The organism is Paenibacillus sp. SC116 (assembly GCF_024733555.1).
GTDB lineage: Bacteria > Bacillota > Bacilli > Paenibacillales > Paenibacillaceae > Paenibacillus_B.
Genome location: NZ_JANIOF010000001.1, coordinates 214,511 through 239,532, shown reverse-complemented (window position 1 = coordinate 239,532; position 25,022 = coordinate 214,511). Strand labels below are relative to the sequence as shown.

The 25,022-nt window shown below is 39.2% G+C and carries 25 protein-coding genes and 1 pseudogene; 6 read left to right on the top strand and 20 right to left on the bottom strand.

Annotated elements, in window-relative coordinates:
- Positions 1-171: 171 nt before the first annotated feature.
- The 3 genes from NQ117_RS00875 to NQ117_RS00865 form a co-directional block, all read right to left on the bottom strand.
- The gene (locus tag NQ117_RS00875) at positions 172-582 is read right to left on the bottom strand and encodes a hypothetical protein (RefSeq protein WP_258276148.1); all 411 of its coding nucleotides are present in this window, start codon (positions 580-582) and stop codon (positions 172-174) included.
- A gap of 180 nt (positions 583-762) precedes the next feature.
- Positions 763-2,709, bottom strand: coding sequence for a ribosomal protection-like ABC-F family protein (gene abc-f / locus NQ117_RS00870; protein WP_258276147.1), 1,947 nt, complete (start codon positions 2,707-2,709; stop codon positions 763-765).
- Positions 2,710-2,811: 102 nt separating this feature from the next.
- Positions 2,812-2,955 carry an RAxF-45 family protein gene (locus NQ117_RS00865; protein WP_258276146.1) on the bottom strand — a complete coding sequence of 48 codons (144 nt, stop codon included), beginning with the start codon at positions 2,953-2,955 and terminating at the stop codon, positions 2,812-2,814.
- 204 nt (positions 2,956-3,159) lie between these two features.
- Between NQ117_RS00865 and NQ117_RS00860 the strand changes: the two genes are divergently transcribed.
- The gene (locus NQ117_RS00860; protein ID WP_258276145.1) at positions 3,160-4,041 is read left to right on the top strand and encodes an aminoglycoside 6-adenylyltransferase; all 882 of its coding nucleotides are present in this window, start codon (positions 3,160-3,162) and stop codon (positions 4,039-4,041) included.
- Positions 4,042-4,207: 166 nt separating this feature from the next.
- Here the strand turns inward: NQ117_RS00860 and NQ117_RS00855 are convergent, their stop codons facing one another.
- Genes NQ117_RS00855 through NQ117_RS00830 form a run of 6 tightly spaced genes read right to left on the bottom strand, consistent with a single transcriptional unit; the run spans position 4,208 to position 8,251 of the window.
- The gene (locus NQ117_RS00855; RefSeq protein ID WP_258276144.1) at positions 4,208-4,618 is read right to left on the bottom strand and encodes a hypothetical protein; all 411 of its coding nucleotides are present in this window, start codon (positions 4,616-4,618) and stop codon (positions 4,208-4,210) included.
- A gap of 15 nt (positions 4,619-4,633) precedes the next feature.
- Positions 4,634-5,068, bottom strand: a complete 435-nt coding sequence (locus NQ117_RS00850; protein WP_258276143.1) for a hypothetical protein — start codon at positions 5,066-5,068, stop codon at positions 4,634-4,636.
- On the bottom strand, positions 5,052-5,576 hold the full coding sequence (locus tag NQ117_RS00845) for a MauE/DoxX family redox-associated membrane protein (protein ID WP_258276142.1): 525 nt from the start codon (positions 5,574-5,576) through the stop codon (positions 5,052-5,054). The genes NQ117_RS00850 and NQ117_RS00845 overlap by 17 nt, the downstream gene beginning before the upstream one ends.
- A gap of 2 nt (positions 5,577-5,578) precedes the next feature.
- Positions 5,579-5,986, bottom strand: coding sequence for a thioredoxin-like domain-containing protein (locus NQ117_RS00840; RefSeq protein WP_258276141.1), 408 nt, complete (start codon positions 5,984-5,986; stop codon positions 5,579-5,581).
- Positions 5,970-7,772: an ABC transporter ATP-binding protein gene (locus tag NQ117_RS00835; protein WP_258276140.1), complete on the bottom strand. Its 1,803-nt coding sequence runs from the start codon at positions 7,770-7,772 to the stop codon at positions 5,970-5,972. The genes NQ117_RS00840 and NQ117_RS00835 overlap by 17 nt, the downstream gene beginning before the upstream one ends.
- Complete coding sequence (locus tag NQ117_RS00830; protein WP_258276139.1) at positions 7,769-8,251, bottom strand: hypothetical protein; 483 nt, start codon at positions 8,249-8,251, stop codon at positions 7,769-7,771. Before NQ117_RS00830 ends, NQ117_RS00835 begins: the two co-directional genes overlap by 4 nt.
- Before the next feature lie 529 nt (positions 8,252-8,780).
- Here NQ117_RS00830 and NQ117_RS00825 point away from each other — a divergent pair.
- Positions 8,781-9,590, top strand: coding sequence for a LytTR family DNA-binding domain-containing protein (locus NQ117_RS00825; protein WP_258276138.1), 810 nt, complete (start codon positions 8,781-8,783; stop codon positions 9,588-9,590).
- Positions 9,591-9,924: 334 nt separating this feature from the next.
- On the opposite strand, the pseudogene NQ117_RS00820 reads toward NQ117_RS00825, so the two are convergent.
- Both NQ117_RS00820 and NQ117_RS00815 read right to left on the bottom strand, forming a co-directional pair.
- A pseudogene (locus tag NQ117_RS00820) lies at positions 9,925-10,325 on the bottom strand (NUDIX domain-containing protein).
- A 47-nt stretch (positions 10,326-10,372) separates the two neighbouring features.
- Entirely contained in the window at positions 10,373-10,792 is a 420-nt protein-coding gene (locus NQ117_RS00815) for a GNAT family N-acetyltransferase (RefSeq protein ID WP_258276137.1), read from the bottom strand.
- Positions 10,793-11,040: 248 nt separating this feature from the next.
- On the opposite strand from NQ117_RS00815, the gene NQ117_RS00810 reads away from it, so the two are divergent.
- Positions 11,041-13,041, top strand: a complete 2,001-nt coding sequence (locus NQ117_RS00810) for a terpene cyclase/mutase family protein (protein WP_258276136.1) — start codon at positions 11,041-11,043, stop codon at positions 13,039-13,041.
- A 173-nt stretch (positions 13,042-13,214) separates the two neighbouring features.
- Entirely contained in the window at positions 13,215-13,370 is a 156-nt protein-coding gene (locus tag NQ117_RS00805) for a hypothetical protein (RefSeq protein WP_258276135.1), read from the top strand.
- 187 nt (positions 13,371-13,557) lie between these two features.
- Here the strand turns inward: NQ117_RS00805 and NQ117_RS00800 are convergent, their stop codons facing one another.
- The 7 genes from NQ117_RS00800 to NQ117_RS00770 form a co-directional block, all read right to left on the bottom strand.
- On the bottom strand, positions 13,558-14,502 hold the full coding sequence (locus NQ117_RS00800; protein ID WP_258276134.1) for a DUF5643 domain-containing protein: 945 nt from the start codon (positions 14,500-14,502) through the stop codon (positions 13,558-13,560).
- A 268-nt stretch (positions 14,503-14,770) separates the two neighbouring features.
- Positions 14,771-15,265 (bottom strand): hypothetical protein, encoded by a 495-nt coding sequence (locus NQ117_RS00795; protein WP_258276133.1) that lies wholly within the window; start codon positions 15,263-15,265, stop codon positions 14,771-14,773.
- Between the two features lie 8 nt (positions 15,266-15,273).
- Complete coding sequence (locus NQ117_RS00790; RefSeq protein WP_258276132.1) at positions 15,274-17,037, bottom strand: sensor histidine kinase; 1,764 nt, start codon at positions 17,035-17,037, stop codon at positions 15,274-15,276.
- On the bottom strand, positions 17,034-17,714 hold the full coding sequence (locus NQ117_RS00785; protein WP_258276131.1) for a response regulator transcription factor: 681 nt from the start codon (positions 17,712-17,714) through the stop codon (positions 17,034-17,036). The genes NQ117_RS00790 and NQ117_RS00785 overlap by 4 nt, the downstream gene beginning before the upstream one ends.
- 81 nt (positions 17,715-17,795) lie before the next feature.
- Positions 17,796-18,581 (bottom strand): hypothetical protein, encoded by a 786-nt coding sequence (locus tag NQ117_RS00780; RefSeq protein WP_258276130.1) that lies wholly within the window; start codon positions 18,579-18,581, stop codon positions 17,796-17,798.
- A gap of 85 nt (positions 18,582-18,666) precedes the next feature.
- The gene (locus NQ117_RS00775; protein ID WP_258276129.1) at positions 18,667-19,137 is read right to left on the bottom strand and encodes a hypothetical protein; all 471 of its coding nucleotides are present in this window, start codon (positions 19,135-19,137) and stop codon (positions 18,667-18,669) included.
- Positions 19,138-19,449: 312 nt separating this feature from the next.
- A complete protein-coding gene (locus NQ117_RS00770; RefSeq protein WP_258276128.1) occupies positions 19,450-20,766 on the bottom strand; it encodes a family 8 glycosyl hydrolase in 1,317 nt (438 codons plus the stop codon).
- A gap of 494 nt (positions 20,767-21,260) precedes the next feature.
- On the opposite strand from NQ117_RS00770, the gene NQ117_RS00765 reads away from it, so the two are divergent.
- Positions 21,261-22,487: an MFS transporter gene (locus NQ117_RS00765; RefSeq protein ID WP_258276127.1), complete on the top strand. Its 1,227-nt coding sequence runs from the start codon at positions 21,261-21,263 to the stop codon at positions 22,485-22,487.
- A gap of 110 nt (positions 22,488-22,597) precedes the next feature.
- Entirely contained in the window at positions 22,598-23,011 is a 414-nt protein-coding gene (locus tag NQ117_RS00760) for a VOC family protein (protein WP_258276126.1), read from the top strand.
- 477 nt (positions 23,012-23,488) lie between these two features.
- On the opposite strand, the gene NQ117_RS00755 is transcribed toward NQ117_RS00760, so the two are convergent.
- Both NQ117_RS00755 and NQ117_RS00750 read right to left on the bottom strand, forming a co-directional pair.
- Entirely contained in the window at positions 23,489-23,914 is a 426-nt protein-coding gene (locus NQ117_RS00755; protein ID WP_258276125.1) for a hypothetical protein, read from the bottom strand.
- 128 nt (positions 23,915-24,042) lie between these two features.
- Positions 24,043-25,005: a DMT family transporter gene (locus tag NQ117_RS00750; protein ID WP_258276124.1), complete on the bottom strand. Its 963-nt coding sequence runs from the start codon at positions 25,003-25,005 to the stop codon at positions 24,043-24,045.
- Positions 25,006-25,022 lie beyond the last annotated feature (17 nt).

The window sequence follows — 25,022 nt, the reverse complement described above, 5'->3', positions numbered from 1 at the left end:
CATGGCCCTTGTGTTAGCGTATACATCATTATAGCTTTATTGTACACATGAGTTAAATCTACGTTCAAACTCCATTTATATAACTGAGAACGAGCTATCTAGAGATAATACTCCTTTTTCAAGAGATTTCTCCTCAATTCACATGATTATGCTGACTTTAGACGATCGAAATCATTTTGATACGAGCAGACCCTCAGCAGCGTCCTTTACTCGCTTGTCCATATATTCTTCTTTCGCCACATAAAATATCAATACATTAGCGACTTGAAACGTACTATGTGGAACTAGCTTCATCGTTGCTGTCTTATTTGTAAAATCCTCATATCCTTCTTTTGCTGCCTCACGCGAAGAATAGACATAAATACTAATAGATTGATGTTCATCGATCAAGTAATGTTCTGGCAAAATTTGATTATATCTTTCTGTAAAAACAGAATGTTTGTAGGAGAGTTTATCAGGCAGCACAACTCCATGATCGGCTAAGGTAGCTTTCACCTGATCCGATGTAAGTGTTACCCCATTGTCAGTGCATGCCATTAGAATAAAGCTTAGAATGAAGACGATGACGGTTATCTTTTTCATCGTATTGCCCCCTTTATGATAAAGACGCTTTAAAGAGGGAAATAGTTTCAAAAAAAATGGGGGAAATACTAAACCGAAACATTAGCTTCTCACTATAAATCTTCGTCTGCGAAAGATGCTCCCATTTTGCCGACATTTCTTGAGGGTGCAATTGCCTCGCCCCCCTAATTGTATATTGGTTCAATCGTTTGATAATTCAACCCATTTTTCCAAACGTTCATCAAGATTCATCTGCAGCTCTTCCTTCTTGCGCCATAAGGTTTCGAGCTGGGCAGTATCCCCGCTTTGATTCAATTGAATCATTTCCTCATCCACACAAGCGATGCCCCATTCAAAAGCAGCAATCTCGCTTTCTAGCTGCTCAAGTCTTCGTTCATTAGCACGTACCTGTCTATTTTTTTCATCAGCTGCCGGTTTTTTCGGTTTCTCCCGATCAGTGGGCATCACATGTATATTCAATGCATGATTACTTGCCAAACTAGCCTCTAAAGCAAGCAGTTCCGCACGCTTCTCCTTAAAGTCATCGTAATTCCCCTCATAGCTAGCAAGTGATCCCTCTTTCATCTCCCATACACGCTTCGCCAAACGATTTACAAAGTATCTGTCATGTGAAATCGCTAGTACGGTTCCAGGGAAATCATCAAGGGCATCCTCCAAAGCTTCTCGTGAAGCGATATCAAGATGATTCGTCGGTTCGTCTAGCAGTAATAGATTCGGCTTCTTTCTCACTAGCAAGGCTAGTCGCAGACGAGACCACTCGCCTCCTGAGAGCATTTGCAGCGGCTTATAAACATCTGCTCCATAAAATAGGTATTTGGCCAATACGCCTCGTGCTTCGCCTTCTTCCAAACCACCCTCTGTACGGAAAAATTCAAGAACCGTCATCTTGCTATCTGACACAGGTTCTTGCTGAGCTAAATAACCTACCTCTACACGCGCTCCTAGACGAACCTGACCTTCATCTGGTGCAATCATGCCTTGAAGCAGCTTGAAAAGTGTTGTCTTACCTGATCCATTTTCCCCCAGAAGGACAACTTTCTCACCATAGGAAAGGCTTCCCTCCGCCTGATCTAGTATCGCACGTCCCTCAAATGTCTTCGTCAATCCTTCAAAAAGGATGACCTGACGGCCAGAACGATCAAGCGGTACCAAATCAAACTCTGCTGCTTTTCGCTCTAATACTGGACGTTTTACAACTTCCATTTTCTCCAGCGCTTTTCGAATGGAAAATGCTCGTTTGAAAAATTTTTCATCCCCTGCTATACGCCCCCATTCCTCTAATTGACGGATCGTTTCCTTCATTTTTTTAATAACCTTTTGCTGTTCTTTGTATTGTGCAAACTGCTGTAGTAGCCGTTCTTCCTTCTCTTTCATATATCCGCTGTAATTGCAGTGATACACGTGTGCTTCGCCGTCTTCTAATTCGATCATTTTTGTGCCGACGGCATCCAAGAAATATCTATCATGCGATACGATCACACATGCACCGTCATAACGTTTGATGAATTGTTCCAGCCATTCAATTCCTCTTAGATCTAAATGATTGGTCGGCTCATCTAACAAGAGCAAATCTGGCGCTACAACTAACTGAGACGCCAAAACCACCCGTGTTTGCTCACCACCAGACAAGCTGGAAAAGCCGCGCTCATAACTACTTCGGTTAATTTGCATCCCGTTCGCTACTTGTTCGATGGCAGTGTCCATATCATAGCCACCGCCTCGCTCAAACTTCTCTTGCATAGTAGCATAAGCCTCAAGCAGTTGCTCCATTCTAACAGAATTAGCGGCTGCTTCTGGGCTTGACATTTGCTGCTCAATCTTCGTCATTTCCTGTTTTGTGAGCATTAGATCCCTGTAACCATAAGCCAAAACATCATATACGGTCAGCGCTTCAAACTCTGCAGGAATTTGCGGCAAATAGCCAATCCGCAGTTCCTTCTTTATAGTAAGCATGCCCTCGTCTATAGGCTCATGACCTGCAATTAATTGGAGCAGTGTGGATTTTCCACTGCCATTCCGACCAATGAGACCGATTTTTTCACCAGCCTGAATCTGAAATGTCAACCCGTCTAGAATGAGGTTCGCTGCATGGTATTTCTTCATCTCTTGAATATTTACAATTGTCATTTTAGGTGCCTCCTATTAGATAAAGACCCTATCTTGAATGCACAAAAAGAGCCGCGGCAACAAGCCCGCGACCCTTTAGGATAATCATACAATCCGTTGTGGTTAAGGTAGGCGTCTTCTTGCAAATGGTTCAAACGTATCGTCTAATTTGGACAGACTTATCCCGTTCACAGAAAATACATGAACAATGCCAGCCATAGCCATCGGCAGCTGACTAATACGGTTGTTGACCATTTCGTGATTCACCTACCTCACCCCCTTCACATGAATTATTTCCAATATAACACAAATCTCATTTACCACGCAACTCCTCAATCTTTTAAGCTAAGCTATTAAAAGTAAGCTGTACGACCGCCACCTTCATTTATGCAAATATGCTACTATAGAAACGAGCATGGAAATTAGTATAGAAATCAATACATAAATAAAGCTGCTATGAGGTGATTTGCGTTGAGAAGTGAACAAGAAATTTTTGACCTAATACTCGGTGTCGCTAACAAAGACGAACGTGTACGGGCCGTCTATATGAACGGTTCCAGAACGAACCCCCATGCACCGAAAGATATTTTTCAAGACTATGATTTTGTTTATGTTGTAACAGAGATAGCATCCTTTTTAAGGGATGAGAACTGGATTGATATTTTCGGCGAACGGCTAATGATACAGGAAGCCGATAAAATGGACCGTGCTGTTGGCATCGATGTAAATATAGATCGCACATACATCTATTTAATGTTGTTTGCAGATGGCAACCGTATTGACCTCCGCCTTCAAACGAAAGAAGCTATGCTTGAGACATATATGGAAGACAGCCTTACTGCACCATTGTTGGATAAGGACAATATACTCCCGTCTATCCCTGCACCAACAGACAGCAGCTACTATGTTAAAAAACCTACAGAAGCGGAGTTCATGAACTGCTGCAATGAATTCTGGTGGTGTCAGCAGAACGTCGCCAAAGGAATATGGCGTGACGAACTGCCGTATGCAAAACATATGTATGAGTTTACATCTAGAGCACCTTTGGATGAAATGGTTTCTTGGTGGATCGGTATAAAGCATCACAATCAAGTCTCAACCGGTAAAATGGGCAAATACTTCAAAATGTATCTTCCAACTGCGTATTGGGACATGTACAAAGCAACTTATTCGGATGCAAACTACGAAAACATGTGGAATTCTATCTTTGTTACTTGTGAGTTGTTCAGGACACTGGCACTTGAAGTAGCTGCAACTTATTCGTATACCTATCGAATGAATGATGATACAAATATGACCGCTTATCTTGAAAGAGTAAGAGATTTGCCAATGGGAGCTAAAGAGATTTATTGATTTAACTCAAAAAATAAAAATCACCTAACCGAAGGGTTAGATGAAGTCATGTGATCGCTTGTTAACAACAGCGATCCTTTTTGTTTATATGACTAGTTAAGTTGCAAACATCCACACCGAAAATTGAATCATATAAATTCCTTCCTATTTACTTAACTGATGTTACTTAAGAAGACAATCTTGATTTCTGGGTTACTGAATCGGAATCAAATTCAACACAGTATGTATCTGTACTTACAATTTCACCATCTACAAATAAACGAAATACATGATCGGAAATTGAGGTGTGGACCATTGTAATTTGACACAGCATAGAGAAAGAAGCTTTTTCTGCTTTTATCTTTTTTGCACCACTAAATCCTATTAACTTTTCTTTATGGTCCAATATATGTACTTCAAGAATCGTTCTTTCACCTACTACCAAATCAGTTAGATCGATTTTAATCGTTAATTGGTTTACATAGGGGAGTGTTGGCACTTTAATCGTGTTTATTTTCTCCGAGTTAACAATTTTCTTGCTTCCATCTTCTAGCTCAACCATTTCTATGTTATCCACTAAATAAGCATCAATCTTCATAAGTGCCACCGCCTATTACATTATTTTTTTAATAGAATTGCTTGGATAATGCACAGATAATACACTTGGATATGCTTGAACACCTAATAATGAAGCTAATTGTTTTGATTCATCAATATAAAAACTATACGGCTGCTCCATTTTCTTTTTGAGCATATTAGCTCTCCATTCTGGCGCGCAGTATACGATAAGTACATTACTATGTCCTTCAGTTATGCGAAGATCTATCATAACATCTTCAAGTTTGTACTCCGAGCCTGGTTCAATAAATACGAAGTAGTACGATGAAAATATCAGCGCATTTATATTTACAGTGGTCCGAACTGATTCATTGATAAACATCATTTTTTTTGTATGATCTGCTTTTCTAACTAACAGCAGTAGTAGAAAGCTTATAATACAAATCCCAACTCCATAAACAATCAACATAATCTCACTGATGAGATTCAAGTATGCTCCCTCCCCGCTCAAATAGAAACTCTTTACAAATTAGCGTGATAACGGAGAATAAAACCACAACTATCATAATATGCAGCTGCACAACCACATTTATGTGGAGGCTACTTGCTAGAATCGCAGTTGCAGAAAGCAACATAATGATCGCCGTATTACGTGCCACAGCCAAGTGGATATTGGTTTGTTTTTTACTCTTGCCAAAGCAATAACAAGTAATTTTTTTCTTTTCGACTATAGTTTTCAAAAGGACAGCTGTAAACAATAACATGATGCCAATTGCGCTCATATAAGTAATCCAGTGACTCATGAAAAAAATAAACGAAAATGAGATAAGCAACTCTGTAGTAACAAATAAATAAGCACTAATTTTGATTATTTTTTTGTTTGCTATGATTCCAAACTGCTTGATTGCATGTTGAAAGTCCTGAAAATCGACTATTTTTGAGATCGAAGAAAGCATGAATAGCGCAGCGAAAAAAATACTCATAAGTATAGCAATCAAAACTACACCCCTCTGCTTTTTATCGTTACAATAAGTTCATCGACTTCCTCAATTGTTTCTTTCCATACAAGGGCCTCATCATTTACCAGCATCATATATGGAAACTCCGTAATCTGATACCGCTTATCAGCCTCTACTGGCTCCATAAATACGATAGGAAACTTCCAATTAAAATAGTTAATCATTTCATCATGCTCATCAGTTGTTCCATTACAGAAAAGAATTACTTCAATATTTGGGAATTCTTCGGTTAGCGTGGCGATATCCGGTAAAAACTCCACACAGGTCGAGCAATAAAGAGATACGAAGATGAGTGCAGTTAGCTTATGTTGTTGAATCAAGATCGGGTTTCCTTTGTAATCCACGAACTGGTCTGTAAACCTCACCGTCACATTAGTTAACTGGTTCATAAATAGCAGTCTCCTTTTCCTGTATTTGATACATTTCAGCTTGCTTTCCCCACATCTCTGCATAGGCTCCTTTCCGTTCTATCAGTTCATGATGGCTCCCGATTTCGGCTATTTCCCCTTCCTTAAGTACTATAATTTTATCGACATTTGCAGCGATACCAATACGATGTGTTATGAGGATTAATGTTTTATCCTGGGAATGTTTAATGATCTCCTTCAATATCTCCAATTCAGTGTTTGGATCGATGGCTGAAGTCGGCTCATCCAGTACGATTAAATCGGATTGCTTTATTAAAGCACGAGCGATCGCAATTCGCTGCCACTGTCCACCTGATAAGTTCTGAGCACCCTCGGTTAAATAACCTAATTCTGCATCTATTCCGTTAGGATGCGTTAATAATTTATCCAGACCAACCTGCTTTATTATCTCAGCCAATCTTGCATCATTATGTAGTTCATCCAAATTTGAAATTGCAATATTATAACGGACACTCAGCTCATAGCGAATAAAATCTTGAAATATAGCACTGAATTGCAGCCATAAGCTTTCCATATCAATATTTTCTTGCTTGATTCCATTGTAATAGACCGTTCCAGTTGGTGCCGGATACAAGCCCAGAATAAATTTGACTAAGGTAGATTTTCCTGCGGCATTATCACCAATAATCGCGATTTTTTCGTTTCGCTTAATTGATAGATTAATATTTTGTAATGTAGGCCATGCCGCAGTTGGATAGGAAAAGGTAAGATCTTTTACTTCAATTGTTTCTATACGTTCAATTCGTGTTTTATCAGTGCCCGTGTGAACCTCCGTGAGTAGAAAGTCTTTAATTCGTTTGAGATAGCTCATATTTTCATGAATGTCCCCACATACAGTACACATCCTTAATACATTCGCTTCTATCATCGCAACGGCTAGGGTAATCGCGAAATAATCGCCTACCGACATTTTCTTTTGATATATGCTATATATACAAAATAAAATAATGCCCAGCCTCATCAAGCCTGAGATGATTTGACTAAGCGTTACATAATGAATCGTTTGCTTCTCAACTTGATAGGAGAGTTGAAAAGCCTCCCTTTTTTTAGTCATCCATAATGATTTTAAAAAAGGAATCGTCTGCATCAAAACTAACTCTTTGTGATAATGAAAACTACTCAATATATGATGCAAATAACCATGCGCCCGATGTGAACTCTGCAGATGGTTCATCGTTTTAACTCGCTGGTTAATTGTCTTGAGTTCTAAATAAGCTCTGTATAGAGAAACGGCCAATAGAAGTACAATAATCCAACCATCTAGTTTATGTAAAAATGTATAGGATAAGAAAAAACTAATTATAATCGAAAAAGAACTGACCCATGCCATATAATTACTCACAATTTTAGTTATTCCGTACTGATATATATTTGCTTCTCCGTGAAATTGAGGGTCTTCTTTCACTAACAGATCCAAACTAAACATATAATTAATTAATTTATTTTGCTGATGTACACCGAAGTTCTCACTAAACTTGAGTTGATATTTTTGGTTGTATGAATCAAGAAATATTCCAAATAATTCTATTAAAATCATAATGAAGGCAGCATTCATAACAAAGTAGATATTAAAGCTGGCTTGTGCAATTTGATTCGCAATAAGTGCCACTAAATAAATATTAATATTTGCTTGCAGCGAATTATACAAAAAGACGAATAGATTCAAGCAAAAATAAAGTTTATCAAATTTCCAAACTTCCTTTAAGGTTGCAAGAAATAAGTCATAATAAGCTTTTACTGCCATCATTCACTTGTATCTCCCGTTCCAAATACATCAATTAGCGGAGCTATCTTAACACGTAGTCTATCGATATTATTGAATATCCCACCTGATACGATCTGTCCCATACTATTTAATGCATATACCCAAGGAACAACTTCAATATTAATTTCGGTATAGAGTGTAGATATATCAGCCTGCTCAATGATAAAAGACTTATATTTTTCTCGTAGCTCATCAATAAAGCTCTGTTTGCCATCCACAAACAGATACGTTTTAAATTGAAATTGCTCACTATAAGCCTCTATTGCTTCAAAGTTACAATCTTTACAAGTGGTGCTCATAAAAAATATTACAGCTCCCGTTTTGGGATCTGGCTTAATCGTTACAGTTGAACCCATACGATTAATGGTAAACGTGTTAGAAAGGTATTCCCCGATTGCTACATCTGCTACGGTTGGATTTTTCAAAAATCTCATATGATCTTTTTTTTGATTCGAAATCATGAGTAACCATTCCTCCATTTCAGGATTTAAAATAAAGATGCTCAGTTCTCTGAGCATCTTTATTAGTTGTATAAATGACACATTAACCTATTAACTAAGTACTCTTTTAGCAGCAAGTATGCCAATCCGTGTTGCAGTAGAAATCAAGAAAGTGTGAAGAACCATCTTGATAGCAACGAGTATAAAAATCTACTTTACGTCTTTTTTTACTTGAACTACAGCTATTATCAGTAAAACAACCATGATCTGTACCTACCACTTTATTAGCAGCTGCAGTAAACTTACTTGGACATGCATATTGACACATTTAAATCCCTCCCAAAAATGTTTTGATAGCCGGCCGGCAATCTGGCGAAAGCAATTATTCTATGTAATAACCGCCTCGCTTCATAGCCAATATATCCTTTTTATCCATTTTCGGTCTATCAAATTGGAATAAGACCCAAAAAATTTAGGGTATTCCCATTTTTGTGAATCTAGTCTATTATGTAGCTGTATTTAAATACTTTTACTCAAAAGGAGATTTAGTATGAATCTGGATACTGACTGTCACATTCCCATTTTAGTGTTTTCACCTAATTGCGAATTTAGAGTGCGAGTTAGTGAAATGTTAAAAGAGTTTACTGTGACAGGAATTCAAACCATGGAGAAATTTCGGGGGGAAATAAAAAAACAGAAAACTAGCATAGCTATCTTGGAAGTAACAGAGAAAACTGCACAATTATTCGAGCGTCTGTTAAAAATTAAAAATGAAGTGTCTAATGTGAAGTTTATTTATTTCGTGAATCTAAAAGATACTGAGACTTTGTTAAATTTATTATCCTTGAATCCATCCAGCATACTTCCATGCTGCTTAGATGAAAATTTATTACGTTCAAACGTAACTAAAGTTATGCAGTACATTTATGAGCAAGGTTTAGCCTTTATTACCAAAAACAACCTCAAAAAATATAATTTCATCCAACTTACAGTAAAAAATAAACAAAAAGAAATCATAGAGGATTTAATCATGTATATAGAAAAGAAAGGAAAATACAACGTAGAAATTCATTTGAATAATGGAGGGGTCATTACAAGTACAACTAACTTAAAAGACATTTCCACTCAGTCTACCCCGTATTTATTTCAATCTCATAAAAGCTTTCTAGTTAATATTAAATATACCCACTCTGTCAGCCCCAATTCCTTCAACAACTACGATTTAACACTTTCCAATCAAACCATGATTCCTTTATCTAAAAACTACTATCCCATTTATAATGTAGCCAAAACATTACTAAAAAATGATAATAATTACACTGTTCTAAACAATGATTTCAATGGATTTCATATTTCTTAGTTTTGATATTCACTTCCAATTTTTGATAAATAAATATTAAAAGTTAGGTTATTAATGCATAAACAACTTACTTCCAAGTCTATATGACAACTGCTGCTACATAAATGGTTAAAGTCATAATCTTAACTGTCACCACTCACTTCTTCCTCCCACTTCTGTTACAGGCGTAGTATCCAGCCAGCTTAAAAGCGGTTTAGGAAATAGGAGTACTCTTTAAGAGCGTGTCTGACATGAAATAGACCGCCTTTAGGGCGGTCTATTTATATTCATTTAGGTAAAATCAGCCTTCTAGAGCTAAAATTTCATAATCTTTTTTCAAGTAACGAACTATAGCTTACAATCTACCTCTTTTTTGTATATGTTCGATAGCTGGTATTGTGAAACATTCCAGTTTCGTAGGCAGTTGTTCAAGCTTAAACCAAGCTCCATATTGCGAGCTTCCCCACTCTTAACACTTACTTCATAGATAGCCGATACCCAATGTTCTTCGTGTCCGGGGCGAATCGTTTCCGCCATACATAGCAAGCCTTGAATCTCTACCCCAAGATCCACTTCTTCTTTAATTTCACGCATGACACATTGTTCAAGATGTTCTTAAGGCTTTACCTTGCCACCTGGAATACTCCAATTATCCTTTTCAGGATCTCTATTCCTCAGCACTAATAATATTTCGTTCTTTTCATTCCGAATTACTGCCCCCACACCGATTCGAGGAAGTTTACTTTGAACATCCATACTGACTCACCTAATCTTTCTATTATGAATACGAAGACCGGCTTACTCTATTTTTCCATCACCCTAAACATACCTGTCATACCCGGCGAATAATCCTTGAATCCAAACTGTTCATAGAATGGTTCTTTACCCTGTGATGCAAATAGACCGACGAAACCAGCCCCAACACAATGATTAGAAATGTAATTGATCAGTTTCTCGACAATTTGCTTACCAATCCCTAGCTTCTGATATTCAGGTAATACAGCTACATCTTGAATGTAATAGTACATTGCTCCATCGCCGACAATGCGTCCCATACCTATAACATGATCGTCACTAATGACAACTAAAGAGTATATGGAGTTAGCAATCGATCGTTCCGTCATCTCTATATTAACACTGCCCCAACCTACTGCTTCCCATATTGTCTTATGCTCCATTACAGTTGGAAGACGCTCTATAATCTCATATTGTTTGCTGCGCATATATATAAACCACCTATTCTTTTAAAATGGGTGGTCGCTATCGATAACAACCACCATGTATTAATTGAATTTGTAGTTTGCATACTCCATACTGCTCATCCCCCTTTTTATTTAAAGTTTAATTTATAAATTTAAAATAAACAATAAATTTTACCAAAGGTTTTAGAATAGGACGAGAAGAAAATGAATATCATCAATTAAGATATCGAAAGTACCGTTCACCATGACTATTGGAGGGGATGAGGGAAATGAACCGAAGCGTGGACATTCAGACAGGAATCAATCGTCTGATTCAACAGCTGCTCATGGCTCAGGCTCCCGATGGCTCATGGCGTTTTTGTTTTGAGATCGGGACAATGACAGACAGCTATATGATTATTATGCTTCGCGTGCTGCAGCTGCCTGAGGAAGAGTTGGTGAAGCAATTAAGTCAGCGGATAGTATCAAGACAGCATCCAGAGGGCTATTGGAGTTCATACCCAAATGAAATGAACGGCAATGTATCTGCTACGGTAGAAGCGTACTATGCGCTGCTCTACTCTGGAACGATGAAGAAAGATGATCCCATCCTGTTAAAAGCAAAAGCATATATTTTAAGAAGCGGCGGCATGCAAAAGGCTAGCAGTGTGATGACAAAAACAATGCTTGCAGCCACAGGACAACGTCCATGGCCCCGCTCCTACACGGTACCTATTGAATTCCTGCTGCTTCCTGATTGGTCGCCTATCAGCTTTTACGATATTGTAGGCTATGCAAGAGTACATATTGCCCCGATACTCATTATGAGCAGTCTGCCTGAACCACAACGACCCGAAGGAGCTCCCGATCTGTCCGATTTACTTTTACCACATCGGAGCTGGGAAGACGAGACTGGAGATACCGATCAAATAGATGCGTTTCAACTACAATATACACTTGATTCCGATCCGTTTTCATGTGACTTTTCAAATTCCCAGTCAATACAATACACGAAACGAGACTCTGCAGATCCGTACCGCTCCTTGTTTCAAAATGTAAAAAAAGAATTGTTTCAACTGCTGCCTTCCCCACACTCTGTCAAGCAAGAGGCTCGAAATAAAGCAGAAAACTTTATTTTAGATCGAATAGAACCAAATGGGACATTGTACAGCTACGCTAGTGCGACCTTTCTAATGATATTTGCCCTGCTTGCACTTGGATATGATCGAAATCATCCACGTATCTCCAAAGCCATACAAGGGCTCAAATCATTTATCTGCCCTTCCGGCACGTATGTACATATTCAAAATTCCCCACCTACCGTATGGGACACCGCACTCATTAGCCATGCCTTGCAGCAAGCAGGACTGCCCACCCAACATGCAGCCATTCAACGGGCAGGCACCTATTTATTATCTCGGCAGCAGCATGTACTAGGAGACTGGCAACTCCATAATCCGAATACACCTCCTGGTGGTTGGGGATTTTCAGATATTAACACCATCATTCCCGATATCGATGACACAACCGCCGCACTCCGTGCTATTAACAGGCTGGCTAGCAATAACTCTACTTATGCCGCTGCTTATGACAAAGGGCTGCAATGGCTATTGTCGATGCAAAACGACGATGGTGGATGGTCAGCATTTGAAAAAAATACGAATAAAGCGATACTTACTTGGCTGCCTTACGATGGTGCAGATGCTGCCCTTACCGATCCCTCCTCTGCTGATTTGACAGGGAGAGCATTAGAATATTTGGGAAATACGGCGATTCTTAAGCAGGAACACGCCTTTATAAAACGTGCGGTAGATTGGTTAATGCATCACCAAGAACAGGACGGATCATGGTATGGAAAATGGGGAATCAGCTATATTTACGGTACTTGGGCTGCCTTAACAGGACTATCGGCTGTAGGTTTAGACCGTTCTAACCCCAACCTCATTAAAGCTGCTCGCTGGCTGTCTCGTATTCAGAACCGAGATGGCGGATGGGGAGAGTCCTGTGAAAGTGATCAAAAGAAAACGTACATCCCGCTTCACATCTCTACACCCTCACAAACTGCTTGGGCATTGGATGCGCTCATCGCTGTATCTTCTCGGCCAACTGAAGAAATGGAACGAGGAATTCAGACTCTACTCCACATGCTAGAACATCCCAACAAGCAAGCAGCAACTTACCCAACAGGAGCAGGTCTGCCGGGAAACTATTATATTCACTATCATAGCTATAATTATATTTGGCCACTTCTCACTCTGGGCAATTATAAACGTAAATTCCTATCGCAATAAAACAAAGTAAAAGGCTGATATCGCGGGAAGAATGCGAATGGCAGCCTTTTTACTTTGCAATAATATACTTGCTGTCTCTAGTCTGTGGACAATTTCTATTCACTTACTCCCAATCCTGTTACAATCGATAACGAACAATTAATTTCCCAATCAACGGAATCGGAGGAGCTGAGATGTTAAGACGGCATGAAGTTTTATTTAATCAACTGCAAACATATCGAGCTACTGAATCTGGGATGCACACCATTGCACAAGTGCTTGTCCGCACCATCTATCATGAAGCGCTCCATCAATCTGCAATGATTTATTTGCGCAGATTCTTACGCTAAACTTAGGCTGACATAACTAGCCTTTCAGTTCACATACATGAAAAAAGGATTCGCAATCGCGAATCCTTGATATAACTCATAGATAACAGTAAAAGAGTTCATTTTTTATTTCGATGATGGGAACAAACTACGCTCACCTTAACCACAGTAACGAACCACATACTCTCATTAAATTTCAATTAATGAATTAATTTACTGGAACCTCAAATTGTAGCTCTTGAATATATATTTTTTCAGGTTTTCCGGTAGTAGATTCCATATTTTCAACATATGGCATAATTGTTATTGTTTTAGGCAACGACTTGAATGGTGAAAAATTCAATTTCAATTTATATGTACCCGTTCCTTTGCCTAACCCGTAATAAATTCCATTATTTTTCAGATGATTACCTTGCTCATCTATTATATCGAATCCCATATCTATAAGGCTATCAATTTCTGCAAAATACTCATCTCTATCACCAACAGACGGAAGCGGTAAATCTTTTATATCACCATATCCAACTAAGTCGATGGTTGTTGTCAGCGAACTTAATTCCACTCGCTCAAGAATAAATTGAAAATTCTTGTATGCTTTTATCATATCGGGCTTAAGTATAGTTCTTCCCTTGGATTTCATAGGTATTTTAATCATATATGGGTTCTTCACTTTACTTACTTTCAATTTAATCATGAGGTCGAATTTGTCCGGCAGTGGTTTGTCTGCACGATATTCAAAAATAAAACTATTGCTATCTTCTCCACGTTTCATAGATTTCCTAGTAAATTTATGCCGCTTTCCATTAACAAATAACTCCAGATGCTCTAAAACTCCTTTTTGGGAATATTTCGTTTTACCGTCTGGAGATTCTCTTTCAATCATAGTCGGAGATGACTTAGTTCCACCTTTACGTTCCAACTTAAAGGTCAATATCTTCGAATCATGATTTGCGTTTTTCACATAAAACGTGAATCCGTCCTGCTTATTACTGCTGTACTGATTTAGCACTTGTGCTTGTTTTTCTGGCTTCGATTGTACTCCAGATGCATCTACCTGTCCTGTCCCAAGTATCATACACAAAAAAAGTACAAGAGCTGTAACGCCAAAACCTACCTTTTTGACAAACAAACAGGCTTTTTCTAGTTTAGTCATTGGTCTATCACTCCAAATTATCTAATATGTTTTGATCTGGATGGATATGATTTGTCCTTAGGATAACAACAATGACATTACTAGATGTTATCGCGAACAAATATAGTTTACCATTTTTTCACTACAAATTGTCACCCTGAAATATATTTTTTCAAATTATAAGAACAGGCAACTATTATTTGATTAACCTACTCTATTGTTCTTATCAGCATGACTAGTAGGTTTTAGGTCCTTATTCTCAAAGCCTCCTTTTGATTTCATCCAAATGTCATTTAAGCGTAATACTCTGCTTCCAAATCAACGCTTCCATATCATCATTGCGAAATACAAATGTGACTTGACCATGCTCGCCTTTCATCTTGTCATCATACATGAATCCTGAAAATTGACCATCTCCGCTAATATAGAAACCTTTTTCCCCGCTCGCTCCATGTTCTGATGCCTCTATGAATGTATTTACGACACGGGTTTGCTCAGATTCCCATCTCATTTCATCAAGCGCATAACCATCCGGTATTTGTTCAACCGTAAAATTGAAACCATTTCCTAAAGATTCTTCTAGAGGTGTTTGATCAATAATAATGAGGATAGGGGCTTGCTTAATAAGCGATTGCTTTTTCCCCTGCTTATCGTCGTGTTTTTTCTCAACAGGAGTCTGTGCAGGCGCTTCTCTAGAAGATACGGATGATTCTGCTTGTTCACAAGCGCTAGTTAGCATGATTATAACTGCTGCTACCAGTACATAAATCGATTGTTTCTTCATTGGTATCATCAACTTCCTTCTTTCTTGATGATGCTGCCGTCTATTTCTAATGAAAAATAAAACACGACACCTCGACTCGTATTCTCAACCCCGAATTCGCTACCATGAAGCTCCAATATATGCTTAACCATCGCTAGTCCTAATCCGGTTCCTCCAGATTTCCGATCTCTTGCACGCTCTACACGGTAAAACTGCTCCCAAATACGACTCAAATCTTCTTCTTTGATAGATGGGCCCTCATTTTCAATACGCATTATGACATGACTCGACCCAGTATCCTGTATATGAATCCCGATTACACTTTGCTTAACTGCGTGCCGAATGGCATTGCTCAATACATTAACGATAACATGTTCGATCCACCTGGCATCTGCCCGCACTAACTGTTCGAATGGTTGATCAACTCGGATACGAAGCTGCTTGCTTTCCAATTGACGAGTAAAAGCAATACATATATCTTCAACTAGCCTTGACAACGAAATAGCTCTAATATTCAACCGTATCGCTTTTGCTTCGAACTTAGAAAGCTCCAACATATCCATAATCAAAGCATTCATTCGATCCACTTCATTTAGTATTAAACAAAGATATCGCTCTCTCTTCTCTTCCGCCACATCATCTTGAAGCCCTTCGGTAAACCCTTTGACTATTCCTAGAGGTGTCTTTAGCTCATGTGAAATATTCGCGATCAGCTCTTTACGGAGTTGTTCTTGCCGCTGTTTCTCCACCATATCTTCCTGCAATTGCGTATTTGCTGCAGTAAGGTTTCGCAAAGCCGTATCCAAATTACACGAAAGCGTATTCATACTTTGGGAAAGCTCTCCGAATTCATCTTTCGAACGAATGGCAGCAGGTATCGTAAAATCCAACTGTGCCATGCGCGCAGCCGTACGATTGAGCGTAAGTAATGGTCTAGAAATAACTCTCGAGAAGACAAAGGTAAGAATGAGGATAAGCAGTAAAATGAGCGGTGCTAAGTAAATCATGTATTTCTCGAAGATTATGACCGCATCCCCTACTGGCTGCAGTGAAGTCATTGCAAAAAAGTAGCCTTCATTCTGCTCTATTTCAGATAGGGCTAGTATAACAACACCGTATTGAACTCCACTCCATGGATCTGTCCATTCCCACTGTACAGATATTCCATTTTGTAAAGAAGTTTGATATCGTTCTGCTTGTACGATCCAATGCTTGTGAGCTTCCGTGACCAAACTATCCTGGTAATAGGGATTGAAGGCTTGCTGCACAGGAATCATCAAGTCTGTAATCTTGCCCTCTACTCGAACGAGTCCCTCTTCAAGTCCTGAATGTTGTGATTGAAATTGAACTGGAGAAAGTATCGTATTCTGTTCATCCATATATATGCCATCTACCGTCAACATTTCTCCAATATGAATTCCTTGTGGAACGTCATTCATCATGAACGATGCTGAATTCAAACGAATGATGACGAGCTTAGATGGAGTCTGCACTTCAATAAAATAGGGACTGATGATGCTCACTTGATTAAAGTCTGGATCTAGAATAGACATACTTGCATTTGTTTGATTCACAAAATGGGCAAACAACTTGGAAGTCTCGCGTTCATCGTTGCTTATCTGATCATATTGCTGACTGAATTGTTTCATGCTGTGCTGCAGCTCTTTAAGTTTGAAATCGCGGTAATAATGTTCAAAGAATAGTCCCTGCGCCAGTATAATAAGTGCTATAATAACGGCAATTAGCGCGGTTGTTGCTAAAAATAATTTACGTACAACACTATGCTTTCTCATGTTTCCCGCTCAAACTTATAGCCTGCTCGAATGACGGTCCGAATGGATTGACCTTCAATTCCCAGCTTCGCCCGTAATTTCTTCACATGCGTATCCACTGTTCGCAAATCCCCAAAGAAGTCAATTCCCCATACTGCGTTCAAAATATACTCTCTAGACAGCACAGTACCATCATGCTTCGTCAAAAATACGAGCAGTTCATATTCTTTTGGGGATAAGTTAATCACTTCCCCCTCAACAGTTACTGTGTGCGAGCGCTTGTTAATAGTAAGTTCTCCGTACACCATCGTATCTCCTTCACGGCCAAGTGTCCCTTCCGATCTTTTCAACAATGTTTTCGCACGCGCAACGAGTACCCTTGGACTGAATGGTTTCGTGACATATTCATCTGCTCCGAGCTCGAATCCCATAATTTGATCATCATCTTCGGCTCTGGCCGTAATTATAATGATAGGCACATCCGATTTGTGCCGAATGCGCCTACAAACACTCCAACCATCTATTTCGGGCATCATAATGTCCAGCACAACCAAATCAATGGAGGTAGTTTCGAACACGTCTAATGCCTGTTTTCCATTTTCAGCTTCATGAACGTTCCATTGCTCTTTCAAAAAGTAATCTGTTATAAATTCACGCATTAACGGATCATCTTCAACAAGCAAGATATTTCGTGTCATATCCAAACACTCCGTTCCACACTAAAATGGTATGAACCAATTTTAGATGAACGAAGTATATGCTGTCAAAAGATAACTACTCTATAAGTTAATAGCGTAAACCGCTATTTTTTTGCCAAATTGGCTAACCCACATTGTCCCCTCACCAATACTCACTCCTACATCTCTAACGAATACGTTGTCTGGATCCTGTTCAAGAAGCTTTTTCTTGACCTGCTTCGTTATAATCTGGTCATACTTGGCGATAAATTGCTTTTTCGTTTTAATGAGTGTTGCTTTGCCATCCTTATTCACCCGCAGCGGGTAGGAAATTAGATGGGCGACAACTTTTTTGTTATTGGCTCTCACTTCTTTCTTCAGTTTGTTCAAATACGCTATAAATTCCTCTGGATCGTCAATCCCCGCAACCTCGTATGGATTGTATGCTGCATTAATGGAATAAACACGTAAACGATTGTTTATTTCACTAATCCACATCGCACCTCTGCCAATCATATACCCATTTTCATTTTCAAATAGGTCCGTTGACTTCTGATTAAGCAACTGCTTCTTCACACTCTTCGTAATGATGCGATCATATTTTTGAACAAATTGCTCCTGTGTGTAGATGAGTGTCTTTTTTCCGTTATTGATAAGATTTAACGGGTAGGAAATCAGCTTAGCAACTTCCTTCTTATTCTCTTCTTTCACGGACTTTTGCAGTTTGCTTAAAAAGGATGTGATATCCTGTGTTTGTTGATTTGCTTGAACCACAGGTGCAATCGTATTTCCAGCCTTGGTAGGTTTAGGATCCGCCCATACATGCCCAGTCAATGCCGTTGTTGCAATTGCCAAGCACAATACTAGTGCTGTCTTTTTCATCATCATGACTCCTCCATTCCTTAGTTACAAGCTAAGTATAGAGTGCTCATGTGACCAACGTGTGTACACGGTGTGTTGATATGAAATATTTTTATTTAAGCGTGATCGTTTTCTTCCATATCAACTCATCCTTCTCATCATTACGGAATAAAAATATGACTTGGCCTTGTTCCCCTTTCATCTTGTCTGGATAAAAGAAGTACGAAAAATTGCCGCTACCGCCAATGCTGAATCCGTCTCCTCCTTTATCGCCACGCTCCATTGCTTCTTCCAAGGTATCTACGATACGATTGTGGTCGGACTCCCATTTCATTTCTGCAAGCGTATATCCTTCAGGAACTTTCTCAATACCAAATGAAAATTGATTTCCAGAGCCCGGGAAGTCATCGCGCTGATCAATAATGATCAATATAGGCTCTTGCTGTGCATCCTGTTTCTTCTTAATAGATGGCTGCTCAGGCGTCGTAACTTCGGAAGATACCGATTCTGTTCCGTTCCCGCAAGCGCTAAGTAGTATAGATACAGCAGCTATTATCAAAACTTGAATCGTGTGATTCTTCATTGATATATCAACCTCCTTCATTTTTTATGATGCTTGGCCTTACTATGGTTCTTTGAACAACATCCGGCTTGTGTGATGAAGCTATCGCTATTTATATTCATCTCTAAGTACTGACATTATAGCTAACGATTCAAATTGTTCTCCATTAAAGAAACGGTTAATCCATCTATTTCCATTATACAACTAACATGTACATCTCCACAGCGATATTCATACGAAACATGAAAATTGAGCTTCTAAGTAAAGTTCTAGAACAGCACAAATAAACCGAGGGGGAGCCCTCGGTTTATTGTCATCTATGCATTAACGATACTATGGTCTCCACCAGTTGCCGGACACAGTAATTAGACTAAGTATACGTATGCTGTTGGAAAAATACGTATTTTGATTCGTCTGTTTCGATACCGTATTGGTCCACAACGCATTTAACCAAGCTTGATTGCTGCTGTCAATTGCAGCACTTACTGCAAATGGAGTAACAAACGTCAAGTCGTAGTACGTACCAATCACATTGCCACTTAAATCATATCCCGCTTGAATTTGAGCAGGATTACTGCCTGTTTTGCTCTTAATCCATTGATTCAATTTAGTAAGCTGTGCTTTAGCACGTATATCTCCTGTGAGTAAATAATCCGTTGCAATTCGCCATGGTGTCCGACTTGCATTGTAATAGTACTTACCGTCATATATCGTTTCTAAATATGTCGTTTGTGGCGGTTTATATCCACTAGATTCTTTCGTCGCAAAATCTGGTAGTAAGCCAGTCGATTTGTTGTACAGCTGATCAATTATAAAGTACGTCTGATTGAGCACGTTATCCCAGCGACTGTCGCTCGTTACTGTTCGGAAGGCTCGAAGATGATTCAACATATAATCTGAAGGCCGTGTACCTTTGCCCCATTGCGGATCTGAATCCTGTGCCCAGTCTCCTAATTTCAAATGCCAGGCCGTTTGATGTACTTGACTTGCCATAATCGCATTAATAATTTGAATTGCAGCTGCCTTGTAATTGATAGCCCCCGAACTTCCCCACTGCTTATCAGCAAGAAGAAGCCCGTAAGCAATGTCCATATCTCCGTCTGTAGCCGCAGTAACACCTGCCGCGGCATTATTTATAATTGCAGAACCATTATCGATTTGCTGCCAAGCCATTAGATTTGAATTAATACTACTGAGATGCGCTTTGTAAAAACGATACAAACCGTCAAAGTACTGCTGCGCATTCGGATCATGACCTGCCATTATGGCAGTTACCAGCATACCATATCCGTTTGCCTCGCTCGTTGTGACCACTTGTGGATTGTCGTCTGACTCTTGATTCAAATTATAGTGAACGAAATATTGATTGCTCACATACGGATTTTTCTTCAAATACCTAGTACGCCACTCGTTGTACAACCGTTTGACTTCGTTGTCCATTTGGGTTTGAGTTACATTATTCGGTTTGATCACGCCCGCTACATAGCTAGTATGCTGGGGAAATGGCCTTTGAGGGGTGGCAAATACACCTGCTTCTGACTCAGTCACCTCATTTGGAGTGTCATTTGCTGCTGCTGTTTGAATAAACATCGCCTGTAAAGAACCGACAATAAGCGCAAAGCAAAGAAGCCATTTGACTTTATTCTTCATGAATATCGACTCCTTCCCATTTGATAGAGTTTAAGCGATTTGCTCAAAAAGGAAATCGCCTTCATTTTTATTCTATGTCTATTCATCCGTCTATCATGTAGCTGAATTGTTACTTTTGCATAAATTCTAACTAAAGAAAACAGGCTCACGAACTCATCGACTGAGTTAGGCCAACTGTATGTCACTATTAAAATGAAGGCTTGCAATAAAAAATCTAACTTCACAACACGAATACATGACAACATGGTATGATGGAAGGCGTGTTCATAAGTAAAAGATTACGTATACATGTACTAAGAAGCCGTTTATCTTAATGTATCCAACCAACAAGTGCAGCTTCCCAATGAAGTGAGAAACAGATGCACAATTAGGATCGAAACTGTTAATATGGATTACATCGTATACGGAATCCACAACTAAGTAGCTTGCTTGACAGCCCTGCTAGCTGCACGCTACTTAGTAAAGAAAATAAACATAAGGTGGTTTCACAAGTAATGGCAACATTTTTCTTACTTATTATTTATCTGGCCTTTATTAGTTTAGGACTGCCCGATTCCTTGCTCGGTGTGGCATGGCCTATTATGCACAAGGAATACAATGCATCATTCGAGACCGCTGGCTTGCTGTCCATGATTATTGCAGGCGGTACAATCGTTTCTAGCTCAATGAGCGGTCTCATGTTGAAGTGGTTAGGAACTGGAAAAGTAACGTTCATCAGCTGTCTCATGACCGCTGCTGCACTGCTAGGCTTTGCGTATGCACCATCGTTAACTTGGTTGATCATACTGGCTATCCCATTAGGCTTAGGTGCTGGTGCAGTTGATGCCGCATTAAACAACTATGTGGCTTTACACTACAAAGCCCATCATATGAGCTGGCTTCACAGCTTCTGGGGTGTAGGCGCTACACTAGGCCCAATCATTATGTCTTACTATCTAGTTGGCAGTAGCGGCTGGAGAGAAGGATATTTCACAATTGCGATGATTCAGTTTGCGTTGGTTATTATTTTGCTGATCACTCTCCCCCTCTGGAAACGTGTTGTCCATAAAGGGAATGATGAGGCTAGTGATGGCACGAAAGACAATGAAAGTGATACTGATGCAACCGCATCTGTTCACAATGGCGCCAACAAAAAAGTAAGTCCTTTAAAAATGAAAGGGGCTAAAGCAACTCTGCTTGCCTTCTTATTTTACTGCGGTACAGAGGCGACTATGGGACTGTGGGGCAGTAGTTTTCTCGTAAATGTGAAAGGCTTGCCCGCTTCGGTTGCAGCACAGTGGGTATCGATGTACTATGCAGGCATTACTGTAGGTCGATTCATCACCGGATTTATCACCTTGAAGGTTAGCAATAAAATTCTAATTCGCTCCGGCCAAATTATTGCGTTGACTGGTGCGGTCATGCTCTTGCTTCCATTGCCAACTGTATTTTCGCTAATTGGCTTCATCATGGTCGGATTAGGCTGTGCGCCCATTTATCCATGCATGCTGCATGAAACGCCAGTGCGCTTTGGCAAAGAGCAGTCTCAGCATCTTATGGGCTATCAAATGGCGGTTGCTTACACCGGTGCTACGTTACTGCCTCCACTGCTCGGCTGGGCAGCGTCACTAACTACGATCGCTATTATGCCATATGTCGTCGTATTCTTTATACTGGCAATGCTATTTGGCTCAGAAAGAGGAAATGCCGTCCTAAAAGGTATCAAATATCGAGTAAAATAATAGCATTTGACAGGCTTATCTAACTCTTAGATAATAAATGATATGAGAACGTATGTTTTGTATTTTGATGAAGCATACTATATCCATTGTGTCTAAGGAGTGAATAAACGATGAGCAATTCCGTACAAAAAATTAGTACGTTTCTTATGTTCACTGGTCAAGCTCGGGAGGCCATGGAATATTATATGTCCATCTTCGAAAATTCCGAAATCGTGAGTGCGAAGTACTACGGACCAAATGAAGATGGCCCAGAGGGAACTGTAATGCAGGCTATTTTATCCATTCATGGGCAGCAGTTTAGGTTCTTTGACAGCTTCGTGAAGCATGACTTTGGCTTTACACCGGCTATCTCGTTATTCGTCAATTGTGATACAGAAGCTGAAGTGGACCATGCCTTTGAAAAGTTGTCTCAGGATGGATTCGTGATGATGCCTTTAGGAGCTTACCCATTCAGCAAGAAGTTTGCATGGGTGGCCGATAAATTCGGTGTCACATGGCAGCTTAATCTGGTGGATAGCGATTAACATTTACAACACAGGTTGAACGACCAAGAACCGAGCAGCAAAGACGATGTTGTCCTTGCTACTCGGTTCTTTTGTTTTTCAATCTAGACAATTTCTAAAAATGAAGCGATACTACAATCATCTATATTCAATTGTAAAGGAGGTACAATATTTTGATCTCATTATTAGCCGTATTACCTATCCTACTTATTATTCTGATCGTATTCTGCTGGTTCATTTCAAGAAATCTCCGACCTCTCCAGGCCATTCTCTTAGGAATACAATTTACACTATTAGGCATCTTTATTTTATTGCTTGGAAAGTTCGCTTTTAATGACTCTGACTTTCTTGTAGCTGCCTCAATGTTTCTTTGTATATTCGGAACTATCTTATCAGTTATTAATATCTTCAAGAAAAATTAGTGATCAAAGTGAGTTGAAAACCTCAATTACTTCCAGTTCGAGAACACTAGCTGGATATTGCTAGGGTAATAATATACTATATCTTAACTGTTTTAATATCACCATTTTTGAGCTTAATTCTAAGTCCATACATGACTTCATTTTTCATAATCATTTCAGACTTAGAAGTATCTATTCCGTTATATTCAAGACTCCCATGAAAAGTAATTTCTTCATTATCTTTCAGAACTTTATGAATAAATACTTTTTGTTCTGCGTTTATTTTTTCTCCGTTTATATTAAGAATAGGATCTATCCATTCTATTTCAATTTCGTTTTTTTCATTATTTTTCAAAGTAATCTCATAATTTGCACTTAATTTTTGGTCCTTGAACTGAATATCTGGAATTGAATATCCTACATTAACACTATTCAAGCTACTCTCTTCATTTGGAACACATCCAGAAACCAGAATAAACACAATGATGATTTTCAAAAGACTTAATTTTTTCATTGCATTCATACAGACACTCCTTTTCAAGTAGGTAAAGGAATTAATTCAGAATTAAAGTACATCACAATTCACATTTTTTTGCAACAAATTCACTTACAATGCATGGTAAACACCAAGAAAAACTAGCCCGAATTCGCTCACTTTACTACTTCGCTCTGATGAATAACAATAGATTGCTGCTGCACAGCTTTCTTTCGACCGAAATAATTTGCTCCTACTACACCAGCGATAATAAGCACGGACCCAATAAGATGATAGATCGTTACCTCTTCTCCTAAAAATATCGCACCTGCCACAATAGAGACGATCGTTGATAAGTTCGTGAACACACTCATTTTCGAAGCTTCCATTTTCGATAAAATATAATTAGCTGCTAACGCTGTCCCAAGTGAAGATATGATACCTAGAAATAAAATCGATCCGATAAATGTAAATGTACCGTTCATGATGGGCGCGAAAAATTGTTCTGTGGTCCCAGCACTACTATGCTGTACCAATGAAGTGACTAAAAACGTAGCAAATCCAACCCCCAACATTAGATACGTAATTTCTGCTGGACTAAACTGCTGCGAGATCGATCTCGCCATGACACTGTATCCAGCGAAGGCAACACAGGTCATAAACAACAACACTAATCCTGTTACATTTGAAAAGTCGATGCTGCTCCCCATCATTACGAAAATAAATACCACTCCGAAAACAGACAAGAAAATCGATAGTTTTTGAAGCAAAGATGTTTTTTCTTTCAGAAATATCGAAGCAAGTATTAGGGTTACCACAGGGGTGCAAGCATATAAAATTCCACCTTCTGCGGAGCTTGCGTACTGAAGCCCAAATGTTTGCAAGGTGAAAAAGCCTAACGGGTACATCAAGGAAAGCAGCAGCGCTTTATACAGCGCCTTCCCCCGATATTGAAGCTTAATCCAACCGAATGCCACTGGTATCGACATCACGATAAAAGAAGCGGCAAAGCGATAAGTCAATGTGTCCAGCGGTGCAGCGTATTCCAATGCAACTTTGGCAAATAAAAATGAAAATCCGATAATGACGGCATTCATTACTGCTAAAAAGTAAGCTAGCTTGATTCCTGTTCTGTTCATGCGTATTCTCCCTCTCT

Bases quoted from the DNA above. Each gene is read 5' to 3' on its own strand.
- NQ117_RS00875 (WP_258276148.1), bottom strand. From the start codon at position 582: ATGAAAAAGATAACCGTCATCGTCTTCATTCTAAGCTTTATTCTAATG.
- abc-f (WP_258276147.1), bottom strand. From the start codon at position 2,709: ATGACAATTGTAAATATTCAAGAGATGAAGAAATACCATGCAGCGAAC.
- NQ117_RS00855 (WP_258276144.1), bottom strand. From the start codon at position 4,618: ATGAAGATTGATGCTTATTTAGTGGATAACATAGAAATGGTTGAGCTA.
- NQ117_RS00840 (WP_258276141.1), bottom strand. From the start codon at position 5,986: ATGAACCAGTTAACTAATGTGACGGTGAGGTTTACAGACCAGTTCGTG.
- NQ117_RS00835 (WP_258276140.1), bottom strand. From the start codon at position 7,772: ATGATGGCAGTAAAAGCTTATTATGACTTATTTCTTGCAACCTTAAAG.
- NQ117_RS00830 (WP_258276139.1), bottom strand. From the start codon at position 8,251: ATGATTTCGAATCAAAAAAAAGATCATATGAGATTTTTGAAAAATCCA.
- NQ117_RS00825 (WP_258276138.1), top strand. From the start codon at position 8,781: ATGAATCTGGATACTGACTGTCACATTCCCATTTTAGTGTTTTCACCT.
- NQ117_RS00815 (WP_258276137.1), bottom strand. From the start codon at position 10,792: ATGCGCAGCAAACAATATGAGATTATAGAGCGTCTTCCAACTGTAATG.
- NQ117_RS00810 (WP_258276136.1), top strand. From the start codon at position 11,041: ATGAACCGAAGCGTGGACATTCAGACAGGAATCAATCGTCTGATTCAA.
- NQ117_RS00805 (WP_258276135.1), top strand. From the start codon at position 13,215: ATGTTAAGACGGCATGAAGTTTTATTTAATCAACTGCAAACATATCGA.
- NQ117_RS00800 (WP_258276134.1), bottom strand. From the start codon at position 14,502: ATGACTAAACTAGAAAAAGCCTGTTTGTTTGTCAAAAAGGTAGGTTTT.
- NQ117_RS00795 (WP_258276133.1), bottom strand. From the start codon at position 15,265: ATGAAGAAACAATCGATTTATGTACTGGTAGCAGCAGTTATAATCATG.
- NQ117_RS00790 (WP_258276132.1), bottom strand. From the start codon at position 17,037: ATGAGAAAGCATAGTGTTGTACGTAAATTATTTTTAGCAACAACCGCG.
- NQ117_RS00785 (WP_258276131.1), bottom strand. From the start codon at position 17,714: ATGACACGAAATATCTTGCTTGTTGAAGATGATCCGTTAATGCGTGAA.
- NQ117_RS00780 (WP_258276130.1), bottom strand. From the start codon at position 18,581: ATGATGATGAAAAAGACAGCACTAGTATTGTGCTTGGCAATTGCAACA.
- NQ117_RS00775 (WP_258276129.1), bottom strand. From the start codon at position 19,137: ATGAAGAATCACACGATTCAAGTTTTGATAATAGCTGCTGTATCTATA.
- NQ117_RS00770 (WP_258276128.1), bottom strand. From the start codon at position 20,766: ATGAAGAATAAAGTCAAATGGCTTCTTTGCTTTGCGCTTATTGTCGGT.
- NQ117_RS00765 (WP_258276127.1), top strand. From the start codon at position 21,261: ATGGCAACATTTTTCTTACTTATTATTTATCTGGCCTTTATTAGTTTA.
- NQ117_RS00760 (WP_258276126.1), top strand. From the start codon at position 22,598: ATGAGCAATTCCGTACAAAAAATTAGTACGTTTCTTATGTTCACTGGT.
- NQ117_RS00755 (WP_258276125.1), bottom strand. From the start codon at position 23,914: ATGAATGCAATGAAAAAATTAAGTCTTTTGAAAATCATCATTGTGTTT.
- NQ117_RS00750 (WP_258276124.1), bottom strand. From the start codon at position 25,005: ATGAACAGAACAGGAATCAAGCTAGCTTACTTTTTAGCAGTAATGAAT.